Source organism: Ruegeria sp. YTSC230 (genome assembly GCF_059609665.1).
In genome coordinates, this window is record NZ_JBXWMC010000001.1 from 371,611 (window position 1) to 396,659 (window position 25,049).

The following is a 25,049-nucleotide window of genomic DNA, read 5'->3' on the forward strand; positions in this document are numbered from 1 at the left end:
TCAAATCTTTTCAAGGCTATGGAATGAATACTGAAAGCACTACCCAGCCCGTGATCGAGGCAAGGCAGCTTGACCTGACCTTCCAAACCAATGACGGGCCAATTCACGCGCTGAAAGACGTAAATCTGACGGTCGACAAGGGTGACTTCGTCAGCTTCATCGGTCCCTCAGGCTGCGGGAAAACCACCTTTTTGCGATGTATCGCTGCGCTTGAAACACCGACCGGAGGAACCCTGACGGTCAATGGCATGACCCCGGATGAGGCGCGGCGGAGCCGGGCCTATGGCTATGTGTTTCAGGCGGCGGGCCTGTATCCTTGGCGCACTATCGCTAAGAACATCAAGCTACCGCTGGAGATCATGGGGTATTCGGCCGCTGAGCAAGATGAACGTGTGAGAAACGTTCTTGAACTTGTTGATCTTGAAGGGTTTGGCGGCAAATTTCCGTGGCAACTGTCCGGCGGTATGCAGCAACGCGCCAGCATTGCGCGTGCGCTGGCATTTGACGCTGATATCCTGCTAATGGACGAACCCTTTGGGGCGCTGGACGAGATCGTGCGCGATCACCTGAACGAACAGCTTTTGGCGCTATGGGCGCGCACAGAAAAAACCATCGGTTTCGTCACGCACTCGATCCCCGAGGCAGTGTATCTGAGCACCAAAATCGTGGTGATGAGCCCGCGACCGGGGCGGATAACGGATGTGATCGACAGCCCGTTGCCGAAGGAACGTCCATTGGATATCCGCGACACGCCTGAGTTCATCGAAGTGGCTCATCGTGTGCGCGAGGGTCTACGGGCGGGGCATGCGGACGATGAATGATGGGTTCAAAGCTTTCTGGGCAGTTCTGACCGTTCTCGCGGTGATCGTCGTCTTTTGGTATGCGGCCTGCATTCCAATGAACATCAAAGGTGTTTTGACGGAACAGGAGCGTGCAGGGGCCGAAGTTCAGCCACCTTCGGCTAAAGATCGTCGGGATATGTCCGAATTCGGACTGGTGTTGAATAACAGCTTTGCCATCCCCGCCACGTGGGAGCAGGACCGGCCCCGCCTGCCGGCGCCGCACCAGGTCGCCGTCGAGATGTGGGAGACCACTGTACAGAAAAAAATCACCTCGAAACGGTCACTTATCTATCATGGCTGGGTCACGCTGAGCGCAACGATGCTGGGCTTTGTGATCGGTACTGGATTGGGCATTCTGCTGGCTGTCGGGATCGTGCACAGCCGCGTCATGGACTTGTCGGTGATGCCATGGGCCATTGTCAGCCAGACGATTCCCATCATCGCTTTGGCGCCAATGATTATCGTGGTGCTGTACTCGGTGGGCATTCAGGGGATCATCCCCAAGGCGGTAATCTCGGCCTATTTGAGTTTCTTCCCTGTGGTTGTCGGTATGGTCAAAGGGCTTCGCAGCCCGGATGCAATGCAACTGGACCTGCTGCGCACTTACAGCGCCAGCCGGTCGCAGGGGTTCTGGAAGCTGCGCTTGCCCGCATCGATGCCGTATCTGTTTACGTCGCTGAAGATCGGCATTGCGGCTTCGCTTGTCGGTGCCATCGTTGGTGAATTGCCAACAGGGGCGGTGGCCGGTTTGGGTGCGCGTCTGCTGGCAGGCAGCTACTATGGGCAAACCGTGCAGATTTGGTCTGCCTTGTTTGCAGCGGCCATTCTGGCGGCTTGCCTGGTCGGGTTGCTGGGGCTTGTAGAACGGAAAGTCCTGAAAAGAATGGGGATGGCGCAATGATACTAGTGCTGTTTGCAGTCGTCGTTTGGGTCCTGGGTTGGTGGCTGAATAGTCGTCTGGCCAGCGGGCCTTATGCGGACACACGCATGGTGCGATTTCTGGCTCCGTTCATATTTGGCGTAACGATCATTGTCATATGGGAGCTGCTGGTCAGAGGCCTAGACGTGTCTTTGGTCATACTGCCGGCGCCATCCGTAATTGCGGTGCGCTTTGCCAACAGCCTGCCGATCCTGTGGGAGGATTTCGTTCAAACCATCATCAAAGGCGCGTTCAGCGGGTACATCATTGGGTGCTTCGCCGCATTCCTGATGGCAATTGCGGTGGATCGCTGGGATTTCCTCCGACTTGGGTTGCTGCCCGTTGGGAACTTTGTCGCAGCGCTGCCAATTGTCGGGACCGCACCCATTCTTGTGATGTGGTTTGGGTTCGACTGGCACTCCAAAGCCGCCGTTGTCGTGGTGATGGTGTTCTTCCCAATGCTGGTCAACACCGTGGCTGGTCTGCGTGAGGCCACGGCCATGCAGCGTGACCTGATGGAGACCTATGCGGCCACCTATTGGCAGAGCTTCCTGAAGCTGCGATTGCCCGCCGCGATGCCCTTTATCTTCAACGGCTTAAAGATTTCTACCACCCTGGCGTTGATCGGCGCTATCGTGGCAGAGTTCTTTGGCTCGCCCACGCTTGGCATGGGCTTTCGGATATCCACCAGCGTGGGGCAATTGTCGCTGGATATGGTCTGGGCCGAGATTGTGGTGGCCGCTTTGGCCGGAACCGCATTTTATGGTCTTGTCGCAATGATCGAAAAGGCGGTGACCTTCTGGCACCCGTCGCAACGTGGATAAAACAATAATTCAACAGACCCCAAAAGGGGCACCAACAGCAACTAGGAGATATGAAGATGAATAAGCTACTCAGCGGGGCGATAGCCGCCTTTAGTCTGGCCGCCAGTTCGGCTTTCGCTGCGGATGAGGTGACATTGCAACTGAAGTGGGTCACGCAGGCTCAGTTCGCGGGCTACTATGTTGCCAAGGACAAGGGGTTCTACGAGGAAGAGGGGCTGGACGTCACTATTCTGCCCGGCGGACCAGACATTGCACCGACGCAGGTGATCGCAGGTGGCGGCGCTGACGTGACCGTCGAATGGATGCCCGCCGCGCTGGCTGCACGCGAAAAGGGTTTGCCTCTGGTCAATATCGCGCAGCCGTTCAAAAGCTCGGGTATGATGCTGACCTGCTGGAAAGATGCCGGGATCGAGGCACCCGAAGACCTTAAGAACCGCACGCTGGGCGTTTGGTTTTTTGGCAACGAATTCCCATTCATGAGCTGGATGAGCCAACTGGGTATCGACACGGGTGGCAAAAGCGAAAGCGGTGTGGAAGTTCTGAAGCAAGGCTTCAACGTCGACCCGCTGCTGCAGCGTCAGGCCGATTGCATCAGCACCATGACCTATAACGAATATTGGCAGGTCATCGATTCCGGCGTCAACCCGGATGAGCTGGTGACCTTCAAGTACGAAGATCAGGGTGTCGCGACATTGGAGGACGGCCTGTATGTTCTGGAAGAGAACCTTGGGGACGCAGCGTTTGTCGACAAGATGGAACGCTTCGTTCGCGCCTCGATGAAGGGTTGGAAATACGCCGAAGAACACCCGGATGAGGCAGCCGATATCGTGCTGGAAAACGATGAGACCGGCGCCCAGACCGAAGAGCATCAGAAACGCATGATGGGCGAGATCGCGAAGCTGACCTCAGGTTCGAACGGTTCGCTGGACCCTGCCGATTTTGAGCGTACCGTTGCCACCCTGTTGGCGGGCGGTTCCGATCCTGTGATCACCAAGCAGCCAGACGGCGCTTGGACGCACCAGATCACGGATGCGGCTCTGAACTGATCCGCTTCGCACTGACTGAAAAGGCGCGGTCCCAAACGGGGCCGCGTTTCCTGTTTCTTATGTCGGAAATGTGTCTGTACTTGAGATCGAAATGGCGTAGAATTCTATGAATAACAGCGCATTTCATACGAAACTGGCGATAGTCCGAAGAAAATGCAGGGATTTGCATCAGAATTCAATACAGCGTTCATTCTGATCCTGAATGGGGATCCAGAGCTTTGGGCGATTGTGCTGCTTTCCCTGAAAGTTTCCGTTTTTGCCGTCCTGATTTCTGCACTGATTGGCATGCCTGTTGGCGCTGCGCTGGCCGTTGCACGCTTTCCGGGGCGGCGGGTTTTGATCATTCTTATGAACGCGCTGATGGGGTTCCCGCCGGTGGTCGTAGGCTTGCTGGTTTATCTGATGTTGTCGCGATCCGGGCCTTTGGGCGTCCTTGAACTGCTCTACACACCGACCGCGATGATCATTGCGCAGGTTGTTTTGGTGACGCCCATCGTCGCTGCGTTGACGCGGCAGGTGGTCGAGATGCTGGCCGAGGAATACTCGGAACAGCTCCGATCCTTGGGCGTGTCGCGGCTGGCGTCTGTGCCAGTACTTCTGTGGGATGCGCGTTTGGCGCTGGTCACGGCCTTGCTGGCCGGATTTGGCCGCGCCATTGCCGAGGTTGGGGCGGTCATAATCGTTGGCGGAAACATCAATCACGTGACGCGGGTGATGACGACGACCATCGCGCTGGAAACGTCCAAGGGAAATCTTGCGCTGGCCCTGGCGCTCGGCGCGATCCTGATCGGTATTGCCATAGCGGTGAACGCCATGGTCAGCACGCTTAGCCTGCGGGCTGAGAGAGAAGGGTTGCGCCATGCGTGATCTGGTCTCGGAAATGGCGCGGCGTATCACCGTTAACGGATTGCAGATTGCGCGTAATGGCACCGCATTGCTGGACGTTCCGCACCTGACATTGAGCGGGCCGGGGCCGACCTTAATCCTTGGACCGAACGGCGCGGGCAAAAGCCTGTTGCTGCGGTGCCTGCATGGGCTGATTGCGCCGGACAAAGGGTACGTGGAGCAAGATGGAGTTCCTTTGAATGCTGATCACAAGGCCCGGCAGGCGATGGTGTTTCAGCAACCCGTCTTGCTGCGCCGGTCCGTTGCAGCCAATCTGGATTTTGTCCTGAAACGGCAGGGCCTGCAGCGCGTTGCTCGCAAGACGCGTATTGCTGATTTGCTGGCCCAAGGCGGGCTTGAAGGCAAAGCACGGCAAGCGGCCAGATCGCTGTCGGGAGGTGAGGCGCAGCGGCTGGCCATCCTGCGCGCGCTGGCGCTGGACCCGGATACCTTGTTTCTGGACGAACCGACCAGCGCGCTGGACCCCGGCGCCACTCAGGTGATTGAGCGGATGATCCTGCGCGCATCAGAAGGGGGGGTGCGCATTGTTATGGTGACCCATGACATCGGTCAGGCGCGCCGGCTGGCATCGGATGTCGTCATGATGCAGGGCGGTCATGTGGTTGAACATGGCGATGCGCGTCAGGTATTGGACGATCCCAAAAGTGATGCCTCGCGCAGGTATCTTGCAGGCGGATTGGTGACATAACAAAAAATCTGGAGTTTAGAATGATCCGGAATTTCATTCGGGCAGCATTGGTTTCACTTGGCTTGTTTACAGGTCCGGCCTTGGCCGAAGAACCATTTATCGTGGTACAATCAACGACCTCGACCCAAAATTCGGGACTGTTGGATTACATCCTTCCATGGTTCGAGGCGGAAACCGGGATCGACGTGCGCGTTGTTGCTGTGGGCACCGGGCAGGCGATCCGTAACGCAATCAATGGGGATGGTGACGTTCTGTTGGTCCATGCAAAGGCCGACGAGGAGCAGTTTGTCGAAGACGGCTGGGGCGTTGAACGATTTGACGTGATGTATAATGACTTCGTTCTTGTCGGTCCGAAATCAGACCCGGCCAAGGTGAAGGGCGGATCGGATATCGTGGCCGCTTTGACCGCGGTATCTGAGGCCGAAGTTCCCTTTGCATCACGCGGGGACGACAGCGGAACGCATAAGGCCGAAATGCGCCACTGGAACGACGCCGGAGTAGATCCGGCTGCGGAATCGGGTACGTGGTACAGGGAAACCGGTTCAGGCATGGGCGCGACGTTGAACGTGGCCAGTGGCATGGATGCTTATACCCTGACGGATCGTGCGACGTGGGAGTCCTTCGGCAACCGTGGAAACCTTGAAGTGTTGGTCGAAGGTGACTCGCGCTTGTTCAACCAATACGGCGTTATTCTGGTGAACCCCGAAAAACACGCGGGTGTACGGGCGGCGGCAGGGCAGCGGTTTGTTGATTGGCTAATCGGCCCGGACGGGCAGGCAGCCATCGAGGCCTTTGAGTTGAATGGTCAGCAGCTGTTCTTTCCGAACGCGAAATAGGGGATCACCCGCTGGCGCCATTGTGGTGGATCGTTCCCAGACCGGACAGGTCATACCCACCAAACTCATCGGCGCGGGTCAGGAACCGGTCGGACTGCACAAAGCTGAGCAATTTCAGCATCGGGTCATCGAAATAGGCCCGACGCCAAATCGCCAGGTCCAGGCGTTCGGTATGCGTGGGAACAAATCCCAGATCGTACAGCCCAGCCAATGCGCCTAGTCCGAACCCGACCTCGGCCTTGTTGTCATGCAGGGCAATGGCCAACTCTTCTTCTGTGCGGGCGCAGGTGGGCAGGGTTTCCAGATCGTTGCGGGTTATTTCGTGGGCCTCAAGCTGTGCGTCGAACAACCGCTGGCTGGCCGCGCTGTCCTGACGCAGGATGACACGTCGGCCTTTTAGCTGCGCAAAACCCTGAATTTCCGATGCGCCCGGTGCCAGCAGCAAACCACGCTGGCGCTGCGCGACTTCGAACAGAACAACCGGAGCCTCACCCAAAGCGTCTTTCAGGGTCTGGGTGTTGAACCCGCCATCCTCATGAATGTGCAGCGCTGCCGCCTGCGCGTTGCGGTCTTTCAGGCGGGTTAGGCCGTCGAATGAGCCATCATAATATGTCGCCAGACCCGAGCCGCTTTCGCGCAGCGCCCAGTCCAGCAGCGGATCGTGACTGCCAGCGACAATCGGGGGCAGGGGCGGTTCGGCCACTTCCGGGCCGGATCGCGAGGCGTTCAGCCATGCAATCACCTCGGCCCGCGGGAACAGCAGTTTGCCCATGGCGCGCACGCAAGGCACCTCACCCGATGAGGCAAGATCATAGGCCTTCCGCTCGCCAATGCGCAGCAGATCGGCCAGTTCCTTGGTGGTCAGATATTCGGACATTCAGTCGAGACGCACAGCCGAGCTTGTGCCGGCATCCGCAGCACTGAAACCGATCTGTTGCAGTGCAAAGGGCGCAGCAACTGTGATCACCACCATGGCAGCGACAGCGGCAAGAAAGGCTTTCATAGTCTCCTCCAGCTCAGTTTTCCGGTGCCGTGGCGCGGCGTAGAAAGGCGATAAGGTCGTCCCTGTCCCTGGGTTCGGTGATCCGCTGCATCGGCATCTTCGACCCCGGAATGTAGTGGTCCGGCCCTTCGTCAAACAGAGCGTTTATCGTTTCTTCATTCCAAATGATATCAGAGTCTTGCAGCGTGTCCGAATAAAAATATCCGGTAAGCGTACCCGCCTTGCGCCCGAACACACCATGCAGCGACGGACCCGCGCGGCGTTGATCATCCGGTGTAAGGCTGTGGCAGATCGAGCATTTGCGGGCAAACTGGCGTTCTCCGTTCTCCATTTCCTCAGGGTTTTTGAGAAAGCTGGGTTCTGTCGCGGCCATCTGTTCCTGGTCGCCAAGCGAGGCGACTGGCCAGCTATACATGGCTTCGTCAATGCCGCCCGCGTGTAGGTTCTGCCCATCAGGCGAAAAGGCCAGCGCCCAGACCGGGCCGCGTAAGGTGGCCCTGAAATCCTGCGCGATGCGCCATTCGAGCGTGTCGATCACCATGATATAGCCTTCGCCATCTCCGACGGCCAGCATGCTGCGATCCGGGCTGAGCGCCAATGCAAGGATTGGTCGGCGTTCCAAAGTGAAATCACGCTCGTCGCCGGTTGTCAGGTCGAGGATGCGGGTGACGCCATCAACCGCGCCGTACGCAATCCAGTTGTCCTGTTCGTTAAGTGCCAGTTCATTGATGCCAAATCCGTGTTCCACGAACCGGTTCGTTTCCTGTCCGCTGGCAACGTCCCATATGCGCAGTGAACCATCGATACCTGCGGAATACAGTTCCGAACCGTCTGCAGAGAATTCGACGGCATTCACACCGCTTCCAGTCGGCCCGAGCATCGACGGCGCCGAGCCATCGACCGGCCACAGCCCGATTGTCCCATCCCAACTGGCCGTTGCCACATGGGTTTTCGACGCGGCGACGCCTACAATCTTGCCTTTGTGCTGACCAACAACCTGACCGCCGGGCCATTTGCGCAGGGTAAAATCATCCCCAGCCGAATAGATCGCGGTACCGTTGAATACGACGGAATTGACTGCGGCCTCGTGGCCTTCCAGCCATTTCGGCGATTGCCCGGTCCATATGCCAACCGAGTTGTCAAAACTTGCTGTTGCGATCCGACCGTCTGGCGCGGTGGCGATCCCCATGATGGGCCCGCCGTGGCCTTTGAGAGTGAAGAACTCGGCCATCGCGGGCAGGGGCAGCAGCACCAGTGCCAGAACCAGCTTGCGCATTTATTCGGCGGGCGAGGCCGCTCCTTCGCTGGCCTCTTTTGCCTGCACCTCTTCAAGCCACAGCGAGTGATGCTCGCGCGCCCATTGCTCTTCCACCTCTCCGGTTCCCATAGCGTCAAACGCACCTTCCATGCCGACCGAGCCCAGATAGATGTGGGCCAGAATGATCGCGATGAATGCATAGGCGACCATGACGTGCCAGATCTGGGCGTATTGCATCTCTTCCTGCGGGGACATCTGCACGGGCAGGTTCAGCCCAAGCATCTGCGGAATACCGGTCGAATTCGCGATCGAAAAGGTCTTGGCAAACAGTGGCATTTCAAATGGGAACAGCAACGACAGACCGGACAGGCTGATCGAGACGCCCAGCAGAATGCAAAGCCAGAATATGATCTTTTGCCCGGCGTTAAATTTTTTGGCGGGCGGGTGGCTGCCTTTGGTGAATAACCCCCCACCGGCAGCGAGCCATTTCAGGTCGGTGCGGTTCGGGATGTTGTGAGAAATCCAGTTCACGGTCACGATAATCAGCCCAAGCATAAAGGCCCAAGCCAGGTTGTTGTGCAGCCATTTGCAACCCTGAGCGATCGTCGCGAACCCCTCTTTGCCGAAAACGGGGATCAGGAAATCACGACCGTACAAAGTTAACAGGCCGGTGACGCCTAGTATCAGGAAGGACCCGGCAAACAACCAGTGCCCGAACCGCTCGATCCCGTTGAAACGCAGAATCTTCCGCCCGGTCTTTTCACCATCAATCCTGATCTTTCCGCGGATCAGGAAAAACAGCAGCAACAGAACAAGCATACCGCCGATGATGTAAGATCCGTATTCACGCAAAGGACCGGTGCGAAAATTTAGCCACCACATGCCGCCGTCCTGGATCAGTACAGTTGCGGCCGGTCCATGAGATGACACGGTCACATCCGCCGAACCGTAGCGAAGTGCGCGATAGACATCGCTGTCCGAGGCAATTCCGCGCGTGCCCAACTGGCCAAGCAGGCCTTCGGCGTTACTTTGGCCGGTATTGTCCGAGCGATAGCTGTCATCCACCTTTTCGCCGCGCTGGCGCGCCATGATATCCTCAAGCGTAGTCGCACCACCAGTCGCCGTCCTGTCGGCTGGTGCGGCGGCTTCGGTTTCACTTGATTGGGCGATGGCGGTTTGGGCCATCGAAAATGTCAGCAGCAATATGGCGAGTAAGCGGAACATCTGAACCTCGGTCAAAACCCTGTTCAGACGACCCACGGATGCGGGTCGTCTGTTTGGTTCATGAAGGCGGGTTTACCCGTCCTTCTGGTCGTAGGCGGTGCCCCAACCCCATGCGCCCGATCCAAATCCGCGCGCGACGACGCGCTCGCGGTAGATGGCCGAGACCACATCGCCGTCACCGGCGAGCAGGGCCTTGGTGGAACACATCTCGGCGCAGATGGGCAGTTTGCCCTCGGCGATCCGGTTGCGACCATACTTTGCGAACTCTGCGGTCGAGTTGTTTTCTTCGGGACCACCGGCGCAGAAGGTACATTTGTCCATCTTGCCACGTGATCCGAAGTTGCCAGCCTGTGGGTATTGTGGCGCGCCGAAGGGGCACGCATAGAAACAATAGCCGCAACCGATGCACAGGTCCTTGGAGTGCAGGACGACGCCTTCTTCGTTCTGATAGAAGCAGTCGACCGGGCACACCGCCATGCAAGGCGCATCCGAGCAATGCATACAGGCCACCGAAATCGAGCGTTCGCCCGGGTTGCCGTCATTGATCGTCACCACCCTGCGGCGGTTGATACCCCAAGGCACTTCGTGCTCGTTTTTACACGCGGTTACGCAGGCGTTGCACTCGATGCAGCGTTCAGCGTCGCAGAGAAACTTTGCTCTAGCCATTATCGTTCTCCTTACGCTGCCGAGATCTTGCAGAGAGTACACTTGGTCTCTTGCATCTGGGTCACTGAATCATAGCCATAGGTCTGGGCGGTGTTGGTACTTTCACCCAAGACATAAGGGTCTGCACCGGCGGGGTATTTGTGCCGCTGGTCTTCGCCCTGGAAATGGCCGCCAAAGTGGAACGGCATGAAGGCCACGCCGGCACCGACCCTGTTGGTCAGCATCGCCATCACCTTGACCTTGCCGCCCTCGGGACCTTCGACCCAGACCTGTGCCCCGTCACGAATGCCCAGATTGTTGGCATCGCGCGGGTTGATCTCGACGAACATGTCCTGTTGCAGTTCAGCCAGCCACGGGTTTGACCGTGACTCATCACCGCCGCCCTCATACTCGACCAGGCGACCCGACGTCAGGATTATCGGATAATCCTTTGAAAAGTCGTTCTTTTGGATCGATGCATAAAGCGTCGGCAGGCGATAGGCCTGACGGTCCTCGTAGGTCGGATAGTCCTCTACCAGATCGCGACGCGGCGTATAAAGCGGCTCACGATGGATTGGGATCGGATCCGGGAAGGTCCAGACAACCGCGCGGGCTTTGGCGTTCCCGAAGGGCGCACAGCCATGCTCGATCGCGACCCGCTGGATGCCGCCGGAAAGGTCGGTCTTCCAGTTGGTCTCTGGTCCCGCAACGGCGTCGATGGCCGCGCGTTCCTCGGCCGTCAGATCGCCATCCCAGCCAAGGTCCATCAGCATCTGCATCGTGAATTCAGGGTATCCGTCCTGAATTTCCGACCCGACACTATAGACCCCTTCGGCCAGCAGGTTGTCACCGTCGCGTTCCACGCCAAAGCGGGCGCGGAAGGTCAGGCCGCCTTCGGCCACCGGTTTGGACATGTCATAGAGGTTTGGTGTCCCCGTATGACCCATCTCAGCCGTTCCCCAGCAAGGCCAAGGTAGACCGTAATACTCACCGTCGTTGGGTCCACCAATGGCCTGCAGCGTGGTTCTGTCGAACGTGTGCTGGTTGGCCATGTGGCTTTTCAAACGTTCCGGTGACTGACCGGTGTAACCGATAGTCCAGAGGCCCGAGTTGAACTCACGCGTGATGCTTTCAACATTCGGGGTTTCCGGGTCTTCCATTTCGATGTTTCGGAACAGACGGTCCGCCCAGCCGAACTTGTTGGCGAACTTGGCCATGATGACCTCGTCCGGCAGACTTTCGAACAGCGGTTCCACAACCTTGTCACGCCACTGCAGCGAGCGGTTCGATGCCGTGACTGAGCCACGGGTTTCGAACTGCGTACAGGCGGGCAACAGGTAGACGCCATCAGTGCGATCATGCAGAACGGCCGAGACGGTGGGATACGGGTCGATCACGACCAGCATGTCCAGCTTCTCCATCGCCGTCTTCATTTCCGTCATCCGGGTCTGCGAGTTGGGCGCGTGGCCCCACAGCACCATGGCACGGACGTTGTTGTCCTGATCCATGTTTGCCGGGTCTTCCAGAACACCATCGATCCAGCGGGAGACCGGGATGCCGCGCTCGTTCTGAAGCGGTTTGTCCTTGCCTTCCTTGTCCTTGATCGTGGCGAACTGGCCCGCCAGCCATTCGGGTTCTTCACCCCAGACACGTGCCCAGTGACCCCATGCACCTTTTGACAGGCCATAATAGCCGGGCAGGGTGTGGGACAGAACACCAAGGTCCGTTGCGCCTTGAACATTGTCATGGCCGCGGAAGATATTGGTGCCACCACCCGAGGTGCCCATGTTGCCAAGCGCAAGCTGTAGCACGCAGTAGGCGCGGGTGTTGTTGTTGCCGTTGGTATGCTGCGTACCACCCATACACCAGATCACCGTACCAGGACGGTTGTTGGCCATGGTGCGCGCAACGCGGCGTAGTTGCGAACCGGGGGTGCCGGTGACGCGCTCAACCTCTTCCGGGTTCCACTTGGCAACCTCTTCACGGATCTGATCCATGCCCCAGACACGGGTGCGGATGAACTCTTTGTCTTCCCATCCGTTGTCGAAGATGTGCCACAGAATACCCCAGACCAGAGCAACGTCTGTGCCGGGGCGGAAGCGGACATATTCATCCGCATGGGCCGCGGTGCGCGTAAAGCGCGGGTCGCAGACAATCAGCGGTGCGTTGTTCTGCTCTTTCGCGCGCAGAACATGCAACAGCGAGACAGGGTGTGCCTCGGCCGGATTGCCGCCAATGATGAAGATGGCGCGAGAGTTATGGATGTCGTTGTACGAATTGGTCATGGCGCCGTAGCCCCATGTGTTCGCAACACCCGCAACCGTGGTTGAGTGGCAGATACGCGCCTGATGGTCCACGTTGTTCGTGCCCCAATAGGCGGCGAACTTGCGGAACAGATAGGCCTGTTCGTTGTTATGCTTGGCCGAGCCCAGCCAGTACACGCTGTCCGGCCCGGATTCTTCGCGGATGCTCATCATGCCGTCGCCGATCTCGTTGATCGCCTCTTCCCAGCTGATGCGCTTCCACTCTCCGCCTTCCTTCTTCATCGGATACTTGAGGCGACGCTCGCCATGGGCGTGCTCGCGCACTGCGGCCCCCTTGGCGCAATGTCCACCCAGATTGAACGGGCTATCCCAACCGGGCTCTTGCCCGATCCAGACGCCGTTCTGCACTTCGGCGACGACGGTACAGCCGACCGAGCAGTGGGTGCATATGGACTTGATGTTTTCCACGGCCTGATTGGCCGCTGTCTGGGCACTGGCTGGCGTCACGGTTCCACCCGTGGCGCTGATCGCGGCAAGGCCGCCGATCGTCAGGCCCGAGCCACGCAGGAATGCGCGGCGATCGACGGTTTTCTCGCCGACCTGGGACAGGATACTTGTCCGCTGGGGGCGTCTCGCAACCCCGTTGGTCTTTTTCCTAAGCATTTCTTTCCTCCCTTGCGCGCCGTGTGAGCCACGGCTGGCTTGGTACTGCTGGTGCCGACGTCAGGGCCAATCGCAACCGTCAGTCGGGTGTGACCTCGTCCGGGTTTGAACCGGGCGCTGTCGTCGCGCTAGAAGCGTGCGCTTTTCAAGTATGCGCGCGTGTGCGCGGTATCCTGAATGCGGTTCTCATCCGTAGGCAGCTCGGCTGCCTCGGCTTTTCCGCTCAGGCTGGCGGCGGCAACGGCAGCGGGCGCTGCGGTTCCGGCCAGTTTGAGGAAGTCGCGGCGCGTTGCGCCTTCTTCCTTGGTCTTGCTCATGGGTTTCTCCTCTCCCATTTGCGAATTAGCACCCCTTGGGGCGCTGGCGAGTGACAGCGGTTCACGCTGCCGTCATTCGGAAGGCTTCGCGCTCGATCTCCATGAACACCCGACCGGCTGTGCCGATCGAGGCATAGAGAACCGAGTTCTCGGCGCCTTCCAAATCCGAATAAAAATGCATGGCCCAAGGGCCGATATGTTTGTTCCAGAATGCCCTTTGGTCTTCCAAAGATGCAGCTGCGCCGAAGCGACCAACGATCATGCCCGCCATCATCTCCATCAATGAGGCGATGTTGTCTTCCGGTTCAAAAACATTCCGGGCTCGGGTAATGCCACGTATTGCCATGTCGTTGCGCAGTTGCGCCAGCGGCTTCTCATTCAGGAATCCAGTAAGGTAGAAACTGGCGTAGGGCAGCAGCTCGCCGCGTCCCAACCCGATGAACAGCGCGTTGAATTCGCGTTCCGCTGCGGCGGGCTTGGTCACTTTGGCGACGCGGGCCATGGACTGAATAGCCTGTCCAAGATTGGTCTCATCGCCAGTCAGACCGGATACTTGATCCAGCAGCATCTGATCGGGCGGCGCAGAAAGAAGCAGCCCCAGAAAGTTGTAGAAATCCGCGCGCATACGATCCTCTGCCGAGACAGTCATCTGTTGCGCTTCACTTGCGGTCATAAGGTTATCCTTCGAATTCAAATTTCATGCGGCGTGGGGCAGGGGTGACCTCTGCATCCTCTGACGCGCCCGGTGTTATTTCAGCCTTAACCATCACAATAGGCTCTGGCGCGGGTTCTGAGGGTGCCACGGGTTCTTCCTGTGGTTCATCCAGTTCAGATGCCTCGTCCGCTTCGCTGTCTTCGACCTCAGCCGCCAGCGCCTCGACATGTGCAAGCATACCCTTGCCAACCTGATATGCGGTCTGAATGTTTTCGATCACGCAGGCGGCGTCGGTATAATCCTCGCCGTAGTCCACAAGGCCATCGACATTGGCCAGAACCGGGTTCAGCCGCCACAGCCGTCGCAAGGCACGACGGCGCAGACGGTCAGGCACCGCCTTGGCCATAAAGCCCGAGACGTCATCACCCGCCTGCAATTCGTCAGGGTCGGGCAGATCAAACTCGGCCAGTATCTCGGCATCGGATTTTTCCTGCAGTTCGGCGTGTCGTGCGGCAATGGCCTGTTCTTCAACCGCGATGACCTCGGCCTCGGCTTCCGCCTGTACTGCCGCTTTGCGGCGGGACCAGAAATCGCGGGCTTGGGTCACTGCACGATCCTCCGCGGGGCGCGGTACACGTCTGACTCTTGCCGTATGCGTGCGTCGCCCTTGCCGTCTTCGACCAAATCGATACGCTTTTTGTCCCGACGGCGTTTCACAAAGACTTCGTCGTTATGATGTTCCAGAGCGAAGTCGCGCACCCAGGCGATCAACCCATCGGTCATCGGAATTTTCTCAACGATCTCTTCACCGGTATCGGCATAGTCCTGACCTTCGAAGGGCGACGCCGTTACCAGCACCGCATCCATCGGCCTTTCGCCGTCCAGCGCATCACGAAGGACAAGGTAGATCGACGGCTGGCCGTCCGACAGGTTCACCATATAGGCCTCGGTTTCGTCCGCCCAAAGCGTCAGGGGCAGGGTCGCTGCGTGGTACTCAATGGCCTCGCCTTCACGTCGCATTTCGTGCCAGTCCGCAGGTCCGGCACCGGGCAACACGGCAATGGCGCGCCAATTCCATTTCGCCCAGCGAGTTACACCGGGTGTCTTGCGCACGACGACGCCGATTGGCATTTCAATCTGGCTTGCGGCCTTGGCCACTGGCTCCTCCCCGGAAGGCTCTCTCATGCCTTCCCATAGGTCCACTATGGTACACAAAGCGCTCAGGTGCCAAGCCCGGGTCGTACGACCTTAGTCGTAATGGCTGGTAGCAAAATAGTGATCCCCGCAAACGGACGCCTTTGTTTATTGTAAAGAAAGGGGTTTCCGTGGCCAAATGGCCCGCTGTCCCAAAGGGTTTACATTCCAGCAACGGGGATACAGCCTGCGATGCGAAGAGGTAGAGAAGTATCCGGGGGAGGATCATGGGCACCAAACTACTGTTATGCGACTGCGCCGGGTCTCAACCTCTGAATTCCGACAAGATCGGTTCGGCCTGCGAGATGGAATGTTCCAAGGTATTCACAGCGCTTTGCACGCGAGAGTTGGAAGCGGCGGCCGCGGAGATACAACAGGGGGACACCATTATTGCCTGCGGACAAGAGCAGGAAGTATTTCAGGCCCTGGCCGAAGAACTGAATGTGGACGCCCCGGGCTTTGTTGATCTTCGTGACAGGGCCGGGTGGTCTGATGAGGGCGCGGATGCGGCCCCCAAGATGGCCGCCCTGGCCGCCGAAGCCTTGTTGCCGCAGCCGGTAACGCCCAGCGTAGACGTCTATAGCGAAGGCACATGCCTGATCATCGGTCCTGGCGATGTTGCATTTGCACTTGCTGAAAAACTGGCCGTTACGCTTGCAGTTACAGTACTGGTCACGGATGAGGCTGCGCCGTTTACGCGTGCGTTTGACGTGGTGCGTGGGCGCATCAAATCGCTCGATGGGGCGTTGGGCGGATTTACGATGCGGCTCGACGCGTTTCAGCAGCTTGAACCCGGCGGACGCGGAGCTTTTATTTGGACCGACGCCCGCGACAGGGCGCAATCTGGCTGCGATATCGTTCTGGACCTGACTGGCGACACACCCTTGGTTCATGCCCCGGCCAAGCGCGAAGGCTATCTGCGGGCTGATCCCAAAGATCCATTGTCCGTCGAACGGCTGGCGTTTGAGGCGGCCCAATTGGTCGGCACCTTCGAAAAGCCACTTTACGTGCGGATGGAAGAAACGCTGTGTGCCCATTCACGGGCAGAACAGGTCGCTTGCACGAACTGTCTGGATATCTGCCCGACTGGAGCGATCAAACCTGCCGGTGAGCATGTTGAGATCGACCCGATGATTTGCGCTGGCTGTGGGGAATGCGCCGCAGTTTGCCCCTCAACAGCAATCACCTACGAGGATCCGCCGATATCCGCGTTGCTGTCGCGGATGCATATTTTAGCGCGCACCTATCGGCGGGCCGGCGGAGCCGCGCCGCGCTTGTTGGTGCATAATGCCCACGGGGCCGAGATGATCCGAATGGCCGCCCGTTTTGGACGTGGTTTGCCTGCCGATGTGATCCCACTGGAGTTGAGTGTGATCTCAGGCTTTGGCCATGCCGAGATGCTGGCTGCTTTGGCGCATGGTTTTGCACGTGTGGACGTCTTGCTATCCCCAACGACCGAGCGCGATGCGTTGGACCGTGAACTGGCCTTGGCGCAGGCAATAGCGGGGGCGAATGCCCTGGGGTTGTTGGATGAGGCCGACCCGGATGCGCTGTCTGATGTCCTTTATGCGCAAGATGTCACTCAGCCTTTGGCCGACCCGGTGCTGCCATTGGGCAACCGCCGCCAGATCGCCCGTTTGGCTGCGCAGGCACTGAACCCCAAAGCTGAAGCGCCGCTGGCCTTGCCGGAAAACGCGCCCTATGGGGCGATCGCTGTCAACACGGATGCCTGTACCTTGTGCCTCAGCTGTGTGTCGCTGTGCCCGTCGGGTGCTTTGATCGATAACCCGGACAAGCCGCAATTGAACTTCCAGCAGGATGCCTGTTTGCAATGCGGGTTGTGCAAAGGCATCTGCCCGGAGGACGCGATTGCTCTTGTCCCACAGCTTGACCTGAGCGATGCAGCCCTGTCCCAGCAGGTGCTGAATGAAGAGGAGCCGTTTGCTTGTGTAGAATGCGGGGCACTGTTCGGAGTTAAGTCCACCGTGGAACGGATCATGGAGAAGCTTGCGGGTACACATCCAATGTTTGCCTCCTCGGACAAGGCGCGGATGATCCAGATGTGTGACAATTGCCGCGTGAACGCACAGTTCAAGCAAGAGGACAACCCGTTCCAATCTAACCCGAAACCTCGTGTCGTAACGACCGAGGATTATTTCTCAAAACGAAAGGATCACTGAAGCTGTAAGGGCGCACCCAAGTCCGCTGCAGTTATGACCGAGACAAAGGCAAGGATGGCTTCCAGATCATCCAGTGTCATCTCGACGGGATAGATGGGCGATGGACGCTGTGGATCAAACGGAGGTGTCAGCCCGTCGATTTGTGTGAACGAGGGGTGCGGGTTGAGGGCGAAGAACGCCTCGAACCGTTCTGACCAGTCTGGCATGGCGCGCAGCACCGCGAAAGAGGGGGTCGAACCCAGACCATTCATCCGGTTCTTGGGCCCGATCACATGGCACCGGCCGCAATGGGTCATCGACAATTCCTCGCCGCGCAGCGTATCGCCGTCGATCACTGTTTCGGTTTCCACGGCCGCGATATCGAAACTGGCCGAGAAAGGCGTGCCTTGCTCTGGCGCATAGCTTTCTACCGTCCGTTTTCCGATATCGGACAGCAGCCAGTCGCGGAATCGCTCATGTTTGGCGTCCTCTTCGATCCGAAGGTGATAGATCACACCGTCGCGCGCGAACACAGGATCACCCGGAGGGGCGGTTTCCAGCACCAAAACGCCGGCATCATCTGCAATAACCCGGATCCCGGTCTTGAGAGAAAAGCGAGGAAGGATATGTTGCAGCAGACCAGAGCTAGCAACCTCGTCCGGCGCGGCAAGACCAATCGCCTCTTGCGACCAAGAGGGGGTGGCAGAGAGCGTCAGGCTCAGGCACAAGAGGACAAAGCGCATGCCACAGCCTAACGGCACGGCACCAAATGCGTCAAATGAACTGAATGAGACGGAGACACGTGCAATGAACGGCAACCACAGCTTGTCGATACGCAGAGCCCTGGCCACCGGGTTCCAAAAGGAGAATGACGCATGAGTGTTCGTGACGCAGTTCTTGCAAACCTGAGAAAGATCACCGACCCCGTCTCTGGACAGGACATCGTCAGCGCTGGAGTTGTTCGCGCGCTGAACGTCGAAGGGGACACTGTGCGCTTTGTGCTTGAGATCGACCCCAAGCAGGCCGAGCAGATGGAACCCGTCCGTGCCGCAGCCGAACAGGCCGCAAAGTTGGTCGACGGTGTTTCCACGGTCTCGGCCATGCTGACCGCACATTCCGAAAAGGCACCGCCAGATCTGAAGCCGAAACCGAAACCCTCGCAGACTGGTCCGCAAGCCGTGCCGGGTGTGGACAGAATTATCGCTGTGGCTTCGGGCAAGGGCGGCGTTGGCAAGTCCACGGTTTCTGCCAACCTGGCTTGTGCCTTGGCGGCCGAAGGGCGACGCGTGGGGCTGTTGGACGCAGATGTCTATGGACCGTCGCAACCGCGGATGCTGGGTGTTTCGGGCCGTCCGGCCAGTCCTGACGGCAAAACGATCCTGCCATTGCGCAACCACGGCGTCACCATGATGTCGATGGGTCTGATGACCAATGAAGGGCAGGCCGTTGTCTGGCGTGGCCCGATGCTGATGGGCGCGCTGCAACAGATGATGGGTCAGGTGCAATGGGGGGCGCTGGATGTTCTAATCGTCGACCTGCCGCCCGGCACCGGTGACGTGCAGTTGACGTTGAGCCAGAAGTTCAACGTGGACGGTGCCATTGTTGTCTCGACCCCTCAGGACGTGGCTCTGATCGATGCCCGCAAGGGGATCGACATGTTCAACCAGCTCAAGACGCCCATCCTTGGGATGATTGAGAATATGTCGACGCATATCTGTTCGAACTGCGGGCATGAAGAACACTTGTTCGGCCATGGCGGCGTAAAGTCCGAGGCCGAGGCGCTGGGCGTTCCTTTGCTGGGTGAAATCCCGCTGCATCTGGATATCCGGGTTGCCGCTGATGGCGGTGCACCGATCGTGGTCAGCAAGCCCGACAGTCCGCAAGCCGAAGCGTTTCGCCAAATTGCGCGCGGCATGATTGCCAAGGGCACCGCATGAACGAGCCGGTCTTTCCCCCTTTGCTGACGGGCCACCCGGTGCAGGGTGGGGAAGACCCGTTCGAGCGCGCGCAGGCCATGGCTGCGCTGGGCTGTGATGGCGGTACCGTGGTTTATAACATTCAGGCCGATCGTCTGCGTGTGGCCATCGTTTTTGCCCCCGAGGTTGTCTTGCGCGATGCGATGGCAATGGTGCCGCTTTGCGCTGTTGGGTTCCAGAACGCGCTGGGCGCGCTAGCTCCGCCTGAGGTCGCGGTTCATCTGGGGTGGGACGGGCTGATATGTGTGAATGGGGCCAAATGCGGAATGTTCCGTGTGGCAGCTTCGGATGCAGATCCAGAAGCAGAACCGGATTGGCTGATCGTCGGTTGGGATTTGGCGCTGCTGCAAACTAGTCAGGCACCGGGCGAAAACCCGGATGTCACCGCACTTTACGACGAGGGCTGCGCGGATGTCTCGGCAACGCAGCTTGTCGAAAGCTGGTCGCGGCACATGATGACATGGCTGAACCGCTGGCAAGAGGACGGCAACGCGCCTGTGCACGGAGAATGGATAGGCTTGCTGCGCGGAGTAGGAGAGCCCTTCGGTGAAACGGGCGTGTTTCTGGGGACGGATGAACGGTTCGGCATGCTGATCCGGCATGGTTCAGATACACAGCTTCGCCCGCTGACGGAATTGTTGGAGAACGGATGATGAAACTAGCGCGCGCAATCCATTTCGACGAAAGCGACATGAATGTGTTCCACTCCCCGGCGCGAACCGGGGAATGGTGCATTTCGGGCGGATTCGAGTTCTCAAATTGGGGCGAAGGCGATCTTGAAGGCAAAGCGCGTCAGGCTTTTGCGAATGGTTGGTTGGGTGTGGAAACCTTTGGGCGGGTGACATTCGTCGCGGTCACGCAGGTGGAACAGGCCGAGCTGGATCAGATCGCGCAGAGCCTTGCTGAACACTTTGTACAGCTTTACGGGGCACCGTCGGTCGAAGCCGCCATGGACGTCGCCCGGGTCGAGATCGCCCACATGTCCGAGCTGTGTGATGAGCATAACCCAAACACGCTGCTGACCGTCTCGCGTGAGCTTTCAGACGCCGGAGTGCGTGAGGCTTTCCGTGTGATCACGCCGCAAGAGACTCAGCTAGAGGCTCTGGCCGTACATGGGTCGTTGGACGAATAAGCGTCAGATCAGATCCGCAAAGCCACCAAATTGACCGCGCTTAAAGATCAAACCTTTGCCGGTGCGGTACATGACCTTTTGAACCTCACCAACAATGATCAGGTGATCCCCGGCATCGTGTTGGGCGTGCACCTGACAATCGAACCGCGCCAGGCAACCGGATAATTGGGGCCGGCGCGCTGGGTCGTGGGCCCATTCCGCGTGCGAGAAGTCCTTACCGTCGCGGGCAAAGCGCAGGGCCTGTTCCTGTTGATCCTGTCCCATCACGTGGATCGAATAATGTCGGCTGGTGTTGAAATCGTCGAACCGGTTGGAGTCTTTGGCCAAGCACCACAAAACAAGTGGCGGGTCCAGCGATACCGACGCGAACGAGTTGACCGTAATGGCTCGAGGGCCCTGATCGGTGTTCGTGGTGATCACCGTCACACCGGTTCCGAAACACCCCAACGCTTCGCGAAAAGCGGTGCTTTGATCCGGGGTTGGAGTGAATTGTTTTTCCGTCATTGCGCGCTCATCCCGTGGCCGTGCCTCAGGTGCCACGACGCGCGGGGTTTGTCCATGAAAAGCTGCGTCCGGTATGCGTGTTTTCCGAACTAGTTCAGGTCTTCCAACAGACGACCATGTTGGCGCGTTGCCTCAACGACCAGGCCAAAGGTTGTCATGCCGCGCGCCTGCAGCATCGGTAGCATTCTGACCAGCGCTTCGGCGGTAGCAACCGCATCACCCAGGGCAGTATGGCGCAGTTGTTCGGGGATAGTGATTTCCAACCGTTCGCACAGAGCATCCAGCGTGTGTTTATCACTTGCCCCGAACAGCACGGCAGACAATAGAACCGTATCCAGAATGGGGTGATCCCAATCGACATCCATGCGTTTTGCATGTCGCCGCAAAAAGGCCATGTCGAATGGCGCGTTATGGGCCACGATCACTGCATCGCGGGCAAACTGATGCAGCGCGCGCCCGGCATCGGCGATGCCCGGCGCACCCTGAACCATGCGATCGCTGATCTTGTGCACCTTGGTCGAGGCCGGAGGGATCGGGATGCCAGGATCAACCAGCATGTCCAGCTGCTCTCCGTCCACGATGCGCCCGTTGACAACCCGCACAGCTCCGATTTGAACGATTTCGTCCTTGTGTGGCAGTAGTCCGGTGGTTTCGGTGTCAAACACGACGAAACACAAATCCTGCAGAGCTAGGTTTTCGACGGTCTCGTCCGTCGACGTGTTCAGCAAGTCGAAGTCATACACCAAAGGCCGTGCGGCTTCGGGTGCGATGTTCGCGGCACTGTCCTCGAAGATCAGCATGTATCCGGGTGCGCCGCCAAGGGGCTTCATGCGCGCGCGGTAACTCTGCGTACCATCGACGCTGGTTAGCGTGCAGGCGACCTCCAGCCCGGTTTTCACCAGTTTGGCATGAGCCTCCTCCAGCGGATTAGATTGCAGGTATTCAAACAACGAGGCATTCAGCCGGGGATGCGCAACCTGTGCCAGAACCTCGGCCGCCTGACCATCGTACAAAACGATCTTATGTGTTGGGCTCGCCAACAGCATCGCAACTGGAATTTCGGTCAGTAAGGCCGTCAGACGGTGTTTTTCTGCCGCCAGATGTGCCGTCTCTTCGGCCACGGCCTGTGCTACGTCCATGGTTTTACCGGACAATTGGTCGGCCAGTCCGGCCGCGGCTGGTGCCAGATCACCCAGATATCGCGCGGCCTGTGTGTCCAATTCGGTGCTAACTCCGGCATGCGCGCGGGCCCTAAGTTGGGCGGATATCCGTTCGATTGGCTTGGCGACATTGTCGTCGAATAATAACCAAACCGCCGCAGTCAAAGCCAGAAAGCCAAAACCCATCAGGATTTCGGCAAAGATGAATGAATCAAGCAGATCAGGATCAGCAACGCGTCGATAGCTGATCCACAGCGCCAGAGAGCTGACGGTCAGAGCGCCAAAGGCCAACAGGCAGAAGAACAGGAAAATGCGCAGACGCAGGCTTAACCGGTTCAGCATGTCACACTCCGCAGGTTGCCTCGACGATTGGGTCACTGGCGGTGACGTCGATCCAGTCGGCGTTCAGCAGCCGCCCGTCATCCGCGAATTCTGCCCCATCCGCAAGATTGGCGCGGCTGAACTCTTTGCAGTTGACCACGACCGGCAGTTTTGAGACCGGGGCCCAGCGACCAAAGAAATACAGTTCCACCAACCGTTGTTCGGGAACCTGTTCATTTGTGCGAACGGAACCGGCATCAATGGCGGCAAAGCGGTCTACGAAGGGCACAGCATAGGTCCAGGGGCGATAGAAGGCGCGGCTTTCAACCTCTTGAATGACGGTCATACCTTCGGGAAGGGTATCGCGTGTGTGGTCGTACCAGGAATATTCACTGGTAATCGTCATGCCGATCATGCCGAGACCTGCGGCAACGGGCGTCATCCAGCGGGGCAGGCGGCCACCCGTCACTTTGTTTAGAACCATTACGATGCCGGCAAAGGCAAAGCCTGCAAATATGGTGCCAATCAGTTCCAGAAACATGTGACTCTCCGTATGTCTGGCGTATTCGCCAATCGTTATTGCTGCTTTAGCCCAGCATTCCCTTGCCGTGACCTACTGCCGATTGCATGGTTTTTACCACAACGAACGCATCCCGAAGATGACTTCGCTCAAAATCCGACAGGTCTGAGGGCGGCAGGAAATTGTCCGGCTTTTGACCGCTCTTCACAAGCCTGACCTGATGCTCAAGGCGGGTTTCTGCGATCAGATCATAGGCATCGAGCAAATCCCGCGCGCCCGAGGGACTGAGGATACCGCCTGATGCGGCTGCTTTCAGACGCGCCTGAGTATTGGCTTCGGTCAATTGACCCTGAAGGCTGTAGATCCGCGCAAGATCGACGACGGGGACCACACCGTTATGTTTGAGGTCCAGCGTATTGCGATGTTCACCAGACCGAATGGTCGCAAACCCGCGCAACAGACCCAACGGAGGCGTATGTTTTAGCGAGTTCGAGATCATGTGCGCCACAAAGATCGAGTTTGCGTTGGCCGCTGCCAGTGTCTCGGCCTGCAGATCGTCGAACAGGTGAAAGGCCCCTCCGATAGGGCGCAGGTCGAACATGACTGAGGCCAGCATCTGCGCCTCGGGGTTCGGTTTGGCGATCCACCCGTTGAAGTAGTCGCGCCAAACTCGGACAGGCTGACACCATCGTGGGTTGGTCGCCATCATGTCGCCCGGGCAATAGAAATATCCGCAGGTGTTTAGGCCATCCGAGACGTATTTGGCAAGCTCGGCGAAGTACTTCCTATCGGCATCGGTCACGCTGTTGTCCAGCATCAGGCAATTGTCCTGATCGGATACTCCGGTTTGTTCTTGCCTCCCTTGCGACCCACAGGCCAACCACAGATAGGGAACGGGTGCTGGGCCCAGCTTGTCCTCGGCCAAGGCCAACAACCGGCGGGTTGCCGTGTCTGCAATGTCCGTTATCAGCCGTGTCACGATCTCGTGCCGGTTTCCGGCAGCCACAAGTTGCACCAGAAGCTGCGGGATTTCAGCCGTTACCATCGCCATTTGTTCTGCCGAGTCCGCTTGAGCGATCCGGCGGACAAGCTCTGCCGAATTCACCGCCTGATAATGGGTCAGGTCCGTCTGGGTCACAATTCCAACAAGGCGCCCGCCTTCGCTGATCGGGATATGACCTATCCCGCGTTCCATCATCACGTGCAGAACGTCCGATCCAATGTCAGATGGCGACAGGGTGATTGGGTTCGCTGTCATGATCGCTGACACCGGCGTCTCTGCGGGCATGCCATTGGCTACGTATTTGCCCGAGATGTCGCGCAAGGTGGCGATGCCCAGCAGGTTATCCGTTTCGGTGACGCACAAGGATGAAATGTGCTTGTCACGCATGATCCGGGCGGCTTCTTGAACTGATGTGTCCGGTGGGCAGGTTGCAGGGTTATGCGCCATAAGAACGTCAATCGCGCTGGTGGCCAGGCTTTGCGGGCCGGACCGGTTCGAACGGGTCCGGTTGAAGAATTTCGAAACGACGTCATGCCCATCGATCAACTCGCGCACCAGATCTGGCGGCAGGACCAGCAAAACGGATGGCGTATGCGCGCGCGCCTTGGTTGCGGCTTTCCCGTCTTTCAGTAGCCCACGCTCACCAAACGAATTGCGCAGACCAAGATGAGACACCACGGCGTCATTCTCATCGGTGATTTCAACGTGCCCTTCATAGATCACGAAAACACCGGGCAGGGTGTGCCCAAGTTCGTACACGGGAAAGTCTTCCTCGACCTCCCAAACCTCGACCTGATTGGCGATCTGATCCAGTGTTTCTGCGGGCAAGGCATCATAGGGGTGAACGGATTTCAGGAACCGGGTGATTTCGTCATGAGACAGGGGCATCGTACAGTCCTGTGATTCCGGTTTTGAAAAATCCCGCCCGGTGGAGTGCCGGGCGGGAACAGTCGGTCGAAAGACGCGGCACATGGAAGTTAACCATATGCC

General features: G+C 58.5%; 26 protein-coding genes. 11 read left to right on the plus strand and 15 right to left on the minus strand.

Features of this window, described 5'->3' with window-relative positions; genetic code table 11:
* Nucleotides 1-23: 23 nt before the first annotated feature.
* The 7 genes from AC2FD9_RS01740 (at nt 24) to AC2FD9_RS01770 (ending at nt 6,061) form a co-directional block, all read left to right on the plus strand.
* Nucleotides 24-821 carry an ABC transporter ATP-binding protein gene (locus AC2FD9_RS01740; protein WP_496835085.1) on the plus strand — a complete coding sequence of 266 codons (798 nt, stop codon included), beginning with the start codon at nt 24-26 and terminating at the stop codon, nt 819-821.
* Entirely contained in the window at nt 814-1,743 is a 930-nt protein-coding gene (locus AC2FD9_RS01745) for an ABC transporter permease (protein ID WP_058277687.1), read from the plus strand. The genes AC2FD9_RS01740 and AC2FD9_RS01745 overlap by 8 nt, the downstream gene beginning before the upstream one ends.
* Nucleotides 1,740-2,585, plus strand: coding sequence for an ABC transporter permease (locus AC2FD9_RS01750; RefSeq protein WP_496835086.1), 846 nt, complete (start codon nt 1,740-1,742; stop codon nt 2,583-2,585). The genes AC2FD9_RS01745 and AC2FD9_RS01750 overlap by 4 nt, the downstream gene beginning before the upstream one ends.
* 56 nt (nt 2,586-2,641) lie before the next feature.
* Entirely contained in the window at nt 2,642-3,631 is a 990-nt protein-coding gene (locus AC2FD9_RS01755) for an ABC transporter substrate-binding protein (protein ID WP_108859098.1), read from the plus strand.
* Between the two features lie 153 nt (nt 3,632-3,784).
* Complete coding sequence (locus tag AC2FD9_RS01760) at nt 3,785-4,498, plus strand: ABC transporter permease (RefSeq protein WP_496835089.1); 714 nt, start codon at nt 3,785-3,787, stop codon at nt 4,496-4,498.
* A complete protein-coding gene (locus tag AC2FD9_RS01765) occupies nt 4,491-5,225 on the plus strand; it encodes an ATP-binding cassette domain-containing protein (RefSeq protein ID WP_282168499.1) in 735 nt (244 codons plus the stop codon). Before AC2FD9_RS01760 ends, AC2FD9_RS01765 begins: the two co-directional genes overlap by 8 nt.
* A gap of 20 nt (nt 5,226-5,245) precedes the next feature.
* Nucleotides 5,246-6,061 carry an ABC transporter substrate-binding protein gene (locus AC2FD9_RS01770; RefSeq protein ID WP_496835091.1) on the plus strand — a complete coding sequence of 272 codons (816 nt, stop codon included), beginning with the start codon at nt 5,246-5,248 and terminating at the stop codon, nt 6,059-6,061.
* A gap of 4 nt (nt 6,062-6,065) precedes the next feature.
* Here AC2FD9_RS01770 and AC2FD9_RS01775 read toward each other — a convergent pair whose 3' ends face one another.
* From AC2FD9_RS01775 to AC2FD9_RS01820, 10 genes are all read right to left on the minus strand, one after another.
* Complete coding sequence (locus tag AC2FD9_RS01775) at nt 6,066-6,938, minus strand: substrate-binding domain-containing protein (protein WP_282168497.1); 873 nt, start codon at nt 6,936-6,938, stop codon at nt 6,066-6,068.
* Complete coding sequence (locus AC2FD9_RS01780; RefSeq protein ID WP_255414867.1) at nt 6,939-7,064, minus strand: hypothetical protein; 126 nt, start codon at nt 7,062-7,064, stop codon at nt 6,939-6,941.
* A gap of 13 nt (nt 7,065-7,077) precedes the next feature.
* Nucleotides 7,078-8,340 carry a c-type cytochrome gene (locus tag AC2FD9_RS01785; protein ID WP_496835094.1) on the minus strand — a complete coding sequence of 421 codons (1,263 nt, stop codon included), beginning with the start codon at nt 8,338-8,340 and terminating at the stop codon, nt 7,078-7,080.
* Nucleotides 8,341-9,546 (minus strand): formate dehydrogenase subunit gamma, encoded by a 1,206-nt coding sequence (locus tag AC2FD9_RS01790; protein WP_282168495.1) that lies wholly within the window; start codon nt 9,544-9,546, stop codon nt 8,341-8,343.
* Nucleotides 9,547-9,618: 72 nt separating this feature from the next.
* Nucleotides 9,619-10,212, minus strand: coding sequence for a formate dehydrogenase FDH3 subunit beta (gene fdh3B / locus AC2FD9_RS01795; protein WP_058273836.1), 594 nt, complete (start codon nt 10,210-10,212; stop codon nt 9,619-9,621).
* Between the two features lie 11 nt (nt 10,213-10,223).
* Nucleotides 10,224-13,118 carry a formate dehydrogenase subunit alpha gene (locus AC2FD9_RS01800; RefSeq protein ID WP_496695144.1) on the minus strand — a complete coding sequence of 965 codons (2,895 nt, stop codon included), beginning with the start codon at nt 13,116-13,118 and terminating at the stop codon, nt 10,224-10,226.
* Between the two features lie 128 nt (nt 13,119-13,246).
* Nucleotides 13,247-13,435: a ubiquinol-cytochrome c reductase iron-sulfur subunit N-terminal domain-containing protein gene (locus tag AC2FD9_RS01805; protein WP_058273834.1), complete on the minus strand. Its 189-nt coding sequence runs from the start codon at nt 13,433-13,435 to the stop codon at nt 13,247-13,249.
* Between the two features lie 61 nt (nt 13,436-13,496).
* Entirely contained in the window at nt 13,497-14,108 is a 612-nt protein-coding gene (locus tag AC2FD9_RS01810; protein WP_496835096.1) for a TorD/DmsD family molecular chaperone, read from the minus strand.
* A gap of 4 nt (nt 14,109-14,112) precedes the next feature.
* On the minus strand, nt 14,113-14,697 hold the full coding sequence (locus AC2FD9_RS01815) for a DUF3306 domain-containing protein (protein ID WP_496835097.1): 585 nt from the start codon (nt 14,695-14,697) through the stop codon (nt 14,113-14,115).
* On the minus strand, nt 14,694-15,248 hold the full coding sequence (locus tag AC2FD9_RS01820) for a DUF3305 domain-containing protein (RefSeq protein ID WP_082637104.1): 555 nt from the start codon (nt 15,246-15,248) through the stop codon (nt 14,694-14,696). Before AC2FD9_RS01820 ends, AC2FD9_RS01815 begins: the two co-directional genes overlap by 4 nt.
* 263 nt (nt 15,249-15,511) lie before the next feature.
* Here AC2FD9_RS01820 and AC2FD9_RS01825 point away from each other — a divergent pair, with 263 nt between their 5' ends.
* The gene (locus AC2FD9_RS01825) at nt 15,512-17,464 is read left to right on the plus strand and encodes a 4Fe-4S binding protein (protein WP_496835099.1); all 1,953 of its coding nucleotides are present in this window, start codon (nt 15,512-15,514) and stop codon (nt 17,462-17,464) included.
* Here the strand turns inward: AC2FD9_RS01825 and AC2FD9_RS01830 are convergent.
* A complete protein-coding gene (locus tag AC2FD9_RS01830; RefSeq protein ID WP_496835101.1) occupies nt 17,458-18,186 on the minus strand; it encodes a c-type cytochrome in 729 nt (242 codons plus the stop codon). The genes AC2FD9_RS01825 and AC2FD9_RS01830 overlap by 7 nt on opposite strands.
* 132 nt (nt 18,187-18,318) lie before the next feature.
* Between AC2FD9_RS01830 and AC2FD9_RS01835 the strand changes: the two genes are divergently transcribed.
* Genes AC2FD9_RS01835 through AC2FD9_RS01845 form a run of 3 tightly spaced genes read left to right on the plus strand, consistent with a single transcriptional unit; the run spans nt 18,319 to nt 20,551 of the window.
* The gene (locus tag AC2FD9_RS01835; protein ID WP_496835103.1) at nt 18,319-19,380 is read left to right on the plus strand and encodes an Mrp/NBP35 family ATP-binding protein; all 1,062 of its coding nucleotides are present in this window, start codon (nt 18,319-18,321) and stop codon (nt 19,378-19,380) included.
* Complete coding sequence (locus AC2FD9_RS01840; protein WP_282168490.1) at nt 19,377-20,072, plus strand: biotin/lipoate--protein ligase family protein; 696 nt, start codon at nt 19,377-19,379, stop codon at nt 20,070-20,072. The genes AC2FD9_RS01835 and AC2FD9_RS01840 overlap by 4 nt, the downstream gene beginning before the upstream one ends.
* Nucleotides 20,072-20,551 (plus strand): DUF6505 family protein, encoded by a 480-nt coding sequence (locus tag AC2FD9_RS01845; protein ID WP_496766671.1) that lies wholly within the window; start codon nt 20,072-20,074, stop codon nt 20,549-20,551. Before AC2FD9_RS01840 ends, AC2FD9_RS01845 begins: the two co-directional genes overlap by 1 nt.
* A 3-nt stretch (nt 20,552-20,554) precedes the next feature.
* Here the strand turns inward: AC2FD9_RS01845 and AC2FD9_RS01850 are convergent, their stop codons facing one another.
* From AC2FD9_RS01850 to AC2FD9_RS01865, 4 genes are all read right to left on the minus strand, one after another.
* Entirely contained in the window at nt 20,555-21,055 is a 501-nt protein-coding gene (locus AC2FD9_RS01850) for a flavin reductase family protein (RefSeq protein WP_058278169.1), read from the minus strand.
* Between the two features lie 89 nt (nt 21,056-21,144).
* The gene (locus tag AC2FD9_RS01855; protein WP_496835106.1) at nt 21,145-22,557 is read right to left on the minus strand and encodes a 3'-5' exonuclease; all 1,413 of its coding nucleotides are present in this window, start codon (nt 22,555-22,557) and stop codon (nt 21,145-21,147) included.
* Between the two features lies 1 nt (nt 22,558).
* The gene (locus tag AC2FD9_RS01860) at nt 22,559-23,077 is read right to left on the minus strand and encodes a hypothetical protein (protein ID WP_496835108.1); all 519 of its coding nucleotides are present in this window, start codon (nt 23,075-23,077) and stop codon (nt 22,559-22,561) included.
* 46 nt (nt 23,078-23,123) lie between these two features.
* Nucleotides 23,124-24,947, minus strand: coding sequence for a DUF294 nucleotidyltransferase-like domain-containing protein (locus tag AC2FD9_RS01865; protein WP_496835109.1), 1,824 nt, complete (start codon nt 24,945-24,947; stop codon nt 23,124-23,126).
* Nucleotides 24,948-25,049 lie beyond the last annotated feature (102 nt).

Excerpts from the sequence above, each read along its gene's own strand:
- AC2FD9_RS01850 (WP_058278169.1), bottom strand. The coding sequence starts at position 21,055 with ATGACGGAAAAACAATTCACTCCAACCCCGGATCAAAGCACCGCTTTT.
- AC2FD9_RS01755 (WP_108859098.1), top strand. The coding sequence starts at position 2,642 with ATGAATAAGCTACTCAGCGGGGCGATAGCCGCCTTTAGTCTGGCCGCC.
- AC2FD9_RS01775 (WP_282168497.1), bottom strand. The coding sequence starts at position 6,938 with ATGTCCGAATATCTGACCACCAAGGAACTGGCCGATCTGCTGCGCATT.
- AC2FD9_RS01760 (WP_496835089.1), top strand. The coding sequence starts at position 3,785 with ATGCAGGGATTTGCATCAGAATTCAATACAGCGTTCATTCTGATCCTG.
- AC2FD9_RS01765 (WP_282168499.1), top strand. The coding sequence starts at position 4,491 with ATGCGTGATCTGGTCTCGGAAATGGCGCGGCGTATCACCGTTAACGGA.
- AC2FD9_RS01860 (WP_496835108.1), bottom strand. The coding sequence starts at position 23,077 with ATGTTTCTGGAACTGATTGGCACCATATTTGCAGGCTTTGCCTTTGCC.
- AC2FD9_RS01740 (WP_496835085.1), top strand. The coding sequence starts at position 24 with ATGAATACTGAAAGCACTACCCAGCCCGTGATCGAGGCAAGGCAGCTT.
- AC2FD9_RS01770 (WP_496835091.1), top strand. The coding sequence starts at position 5,246 with ATGATCCGGAATTTCATTCGGGCAGCATTGGTTTCACTTGGCTTGTTT.
- AC2FD9_RS01830 (WP_496835101.1), bottom strand. The coding sequence starts at position 18,186 with ATGCGCTTTGTCCTCTTGTGCCTGAGCCTGACGCTCTCTGCCACCCCC.
- AC2FD9_RS01855 (WP_496835106.1), bottom strand. The coding sequence starts at position 22,557 with ATGCTGAACCGGTTAAGCCTGCGTCTGCGCATTTTCCTGTTCTTCTGC.
- AC2FD9_RS01800 (WP_496695144.1), bottom strand. The coding sequence starts at position 13,118 with ATGCTTAGGAAAAAGACCAACGGGGTTGCGAGACGCCCCCAGCGGACA.
- AC2FD9_RS01840 (WP_282168490.1), top strand. The coding sequence starts at position 19,377 with ATGAACGAGCCGGTCTTTCCCCCTTTGCTGACGGGCCACCCGGTGCAG.
- AC2FD9_RS01810 (WP_496835096.1), bottom strand. The coding sequence starts at position 14,108 with ATGACCGCAAGTGAAGCGCAACAGATGACTGTCTCGGCAGAGGATCGT.
- AC2FD9_RS01790 (WP_282168495.1), bottom strand. The coding sequence starts at position 9,546 with ATGTTCCGCTTACTCGCCATATTGCTGCTGACATTTTCGATGGCCCAA.
- AC2FD9_RS01780 (WP_255414867.1), bottom strand. The coding sequence starts at position 7,064 with ATGAAAGCCTTTCTTGCCGCTGTCGCTGCCATGGTGGTGATCACAGTT.
- AC2FD9_RS01785 (WP_496835094.1), bottom strand. The coding sequence starts at position 8,340 with ATGCGCAAGCTGGTTCTGGCACTGGTGCTGCTGCCCCTGCCCGCGATG.
- AC2FD9_RS01845 (WP_496766671.1), top strand. The coding sequence starts at position 20,072 with ATGAAACTAGCGCGCGCAATCCATTTCGACGAAAGCGACATGAATGTG.
- AC2FD9_RS01805 (WP_058273834.1), bottom strand. The coding sequence starts at position 13,435 with ATGAGCAAGACCAAGGAAGAAGGCGCAACGCGCCGCGACTTCCTCAAA.
- AC2FD9_RS01825 (WP_496835099.1), top strand. The coding sequence starts at position 15,512 with ATGGGCACCAAACTACTGTTATGCGACTGCGCCGGGTCTCAACCTCTG.
- AC2FD9_RS01835 (WP_496835103.1), top strand. The coding sequence starts at position 18,319 with ATGAGTGTTCGTGACGCAGTTCTTGCAAACCTGAGAAAGATCACCGAC.
- fdh3B (WP_058273836.1), bottom strand. The coding sequence starts at position 10,212 with ATGGCTAGAGCAAAGTTTCTCTGCGACGCTGAACGCTGCATCGAGTGC.
- AC2FD9_RS01750 (WP_496835086.1), top strand. The coding sequence starts at position 1,740 with ATGATACTAGTGCTGTTTGCAGTCGTCGTTTGGGTCCTGGGTTGGTGG.
- AC2FD9_RS01865 (WP_496835109.1), bottom strand. The coding sequence starts at position 24,947 with ATGCCCCTGTCTCATGACGAAATCACCCGGTTCCTGAAATCCGTTCAC.
- AC2FD9_RS01745 (WP_058277687.1), top strand. The coding sequence starts at position 814 with ATGAATGATGGGTTCAAAGCTTTCTGGGCAGTTCTGACCGTTCTCGCG.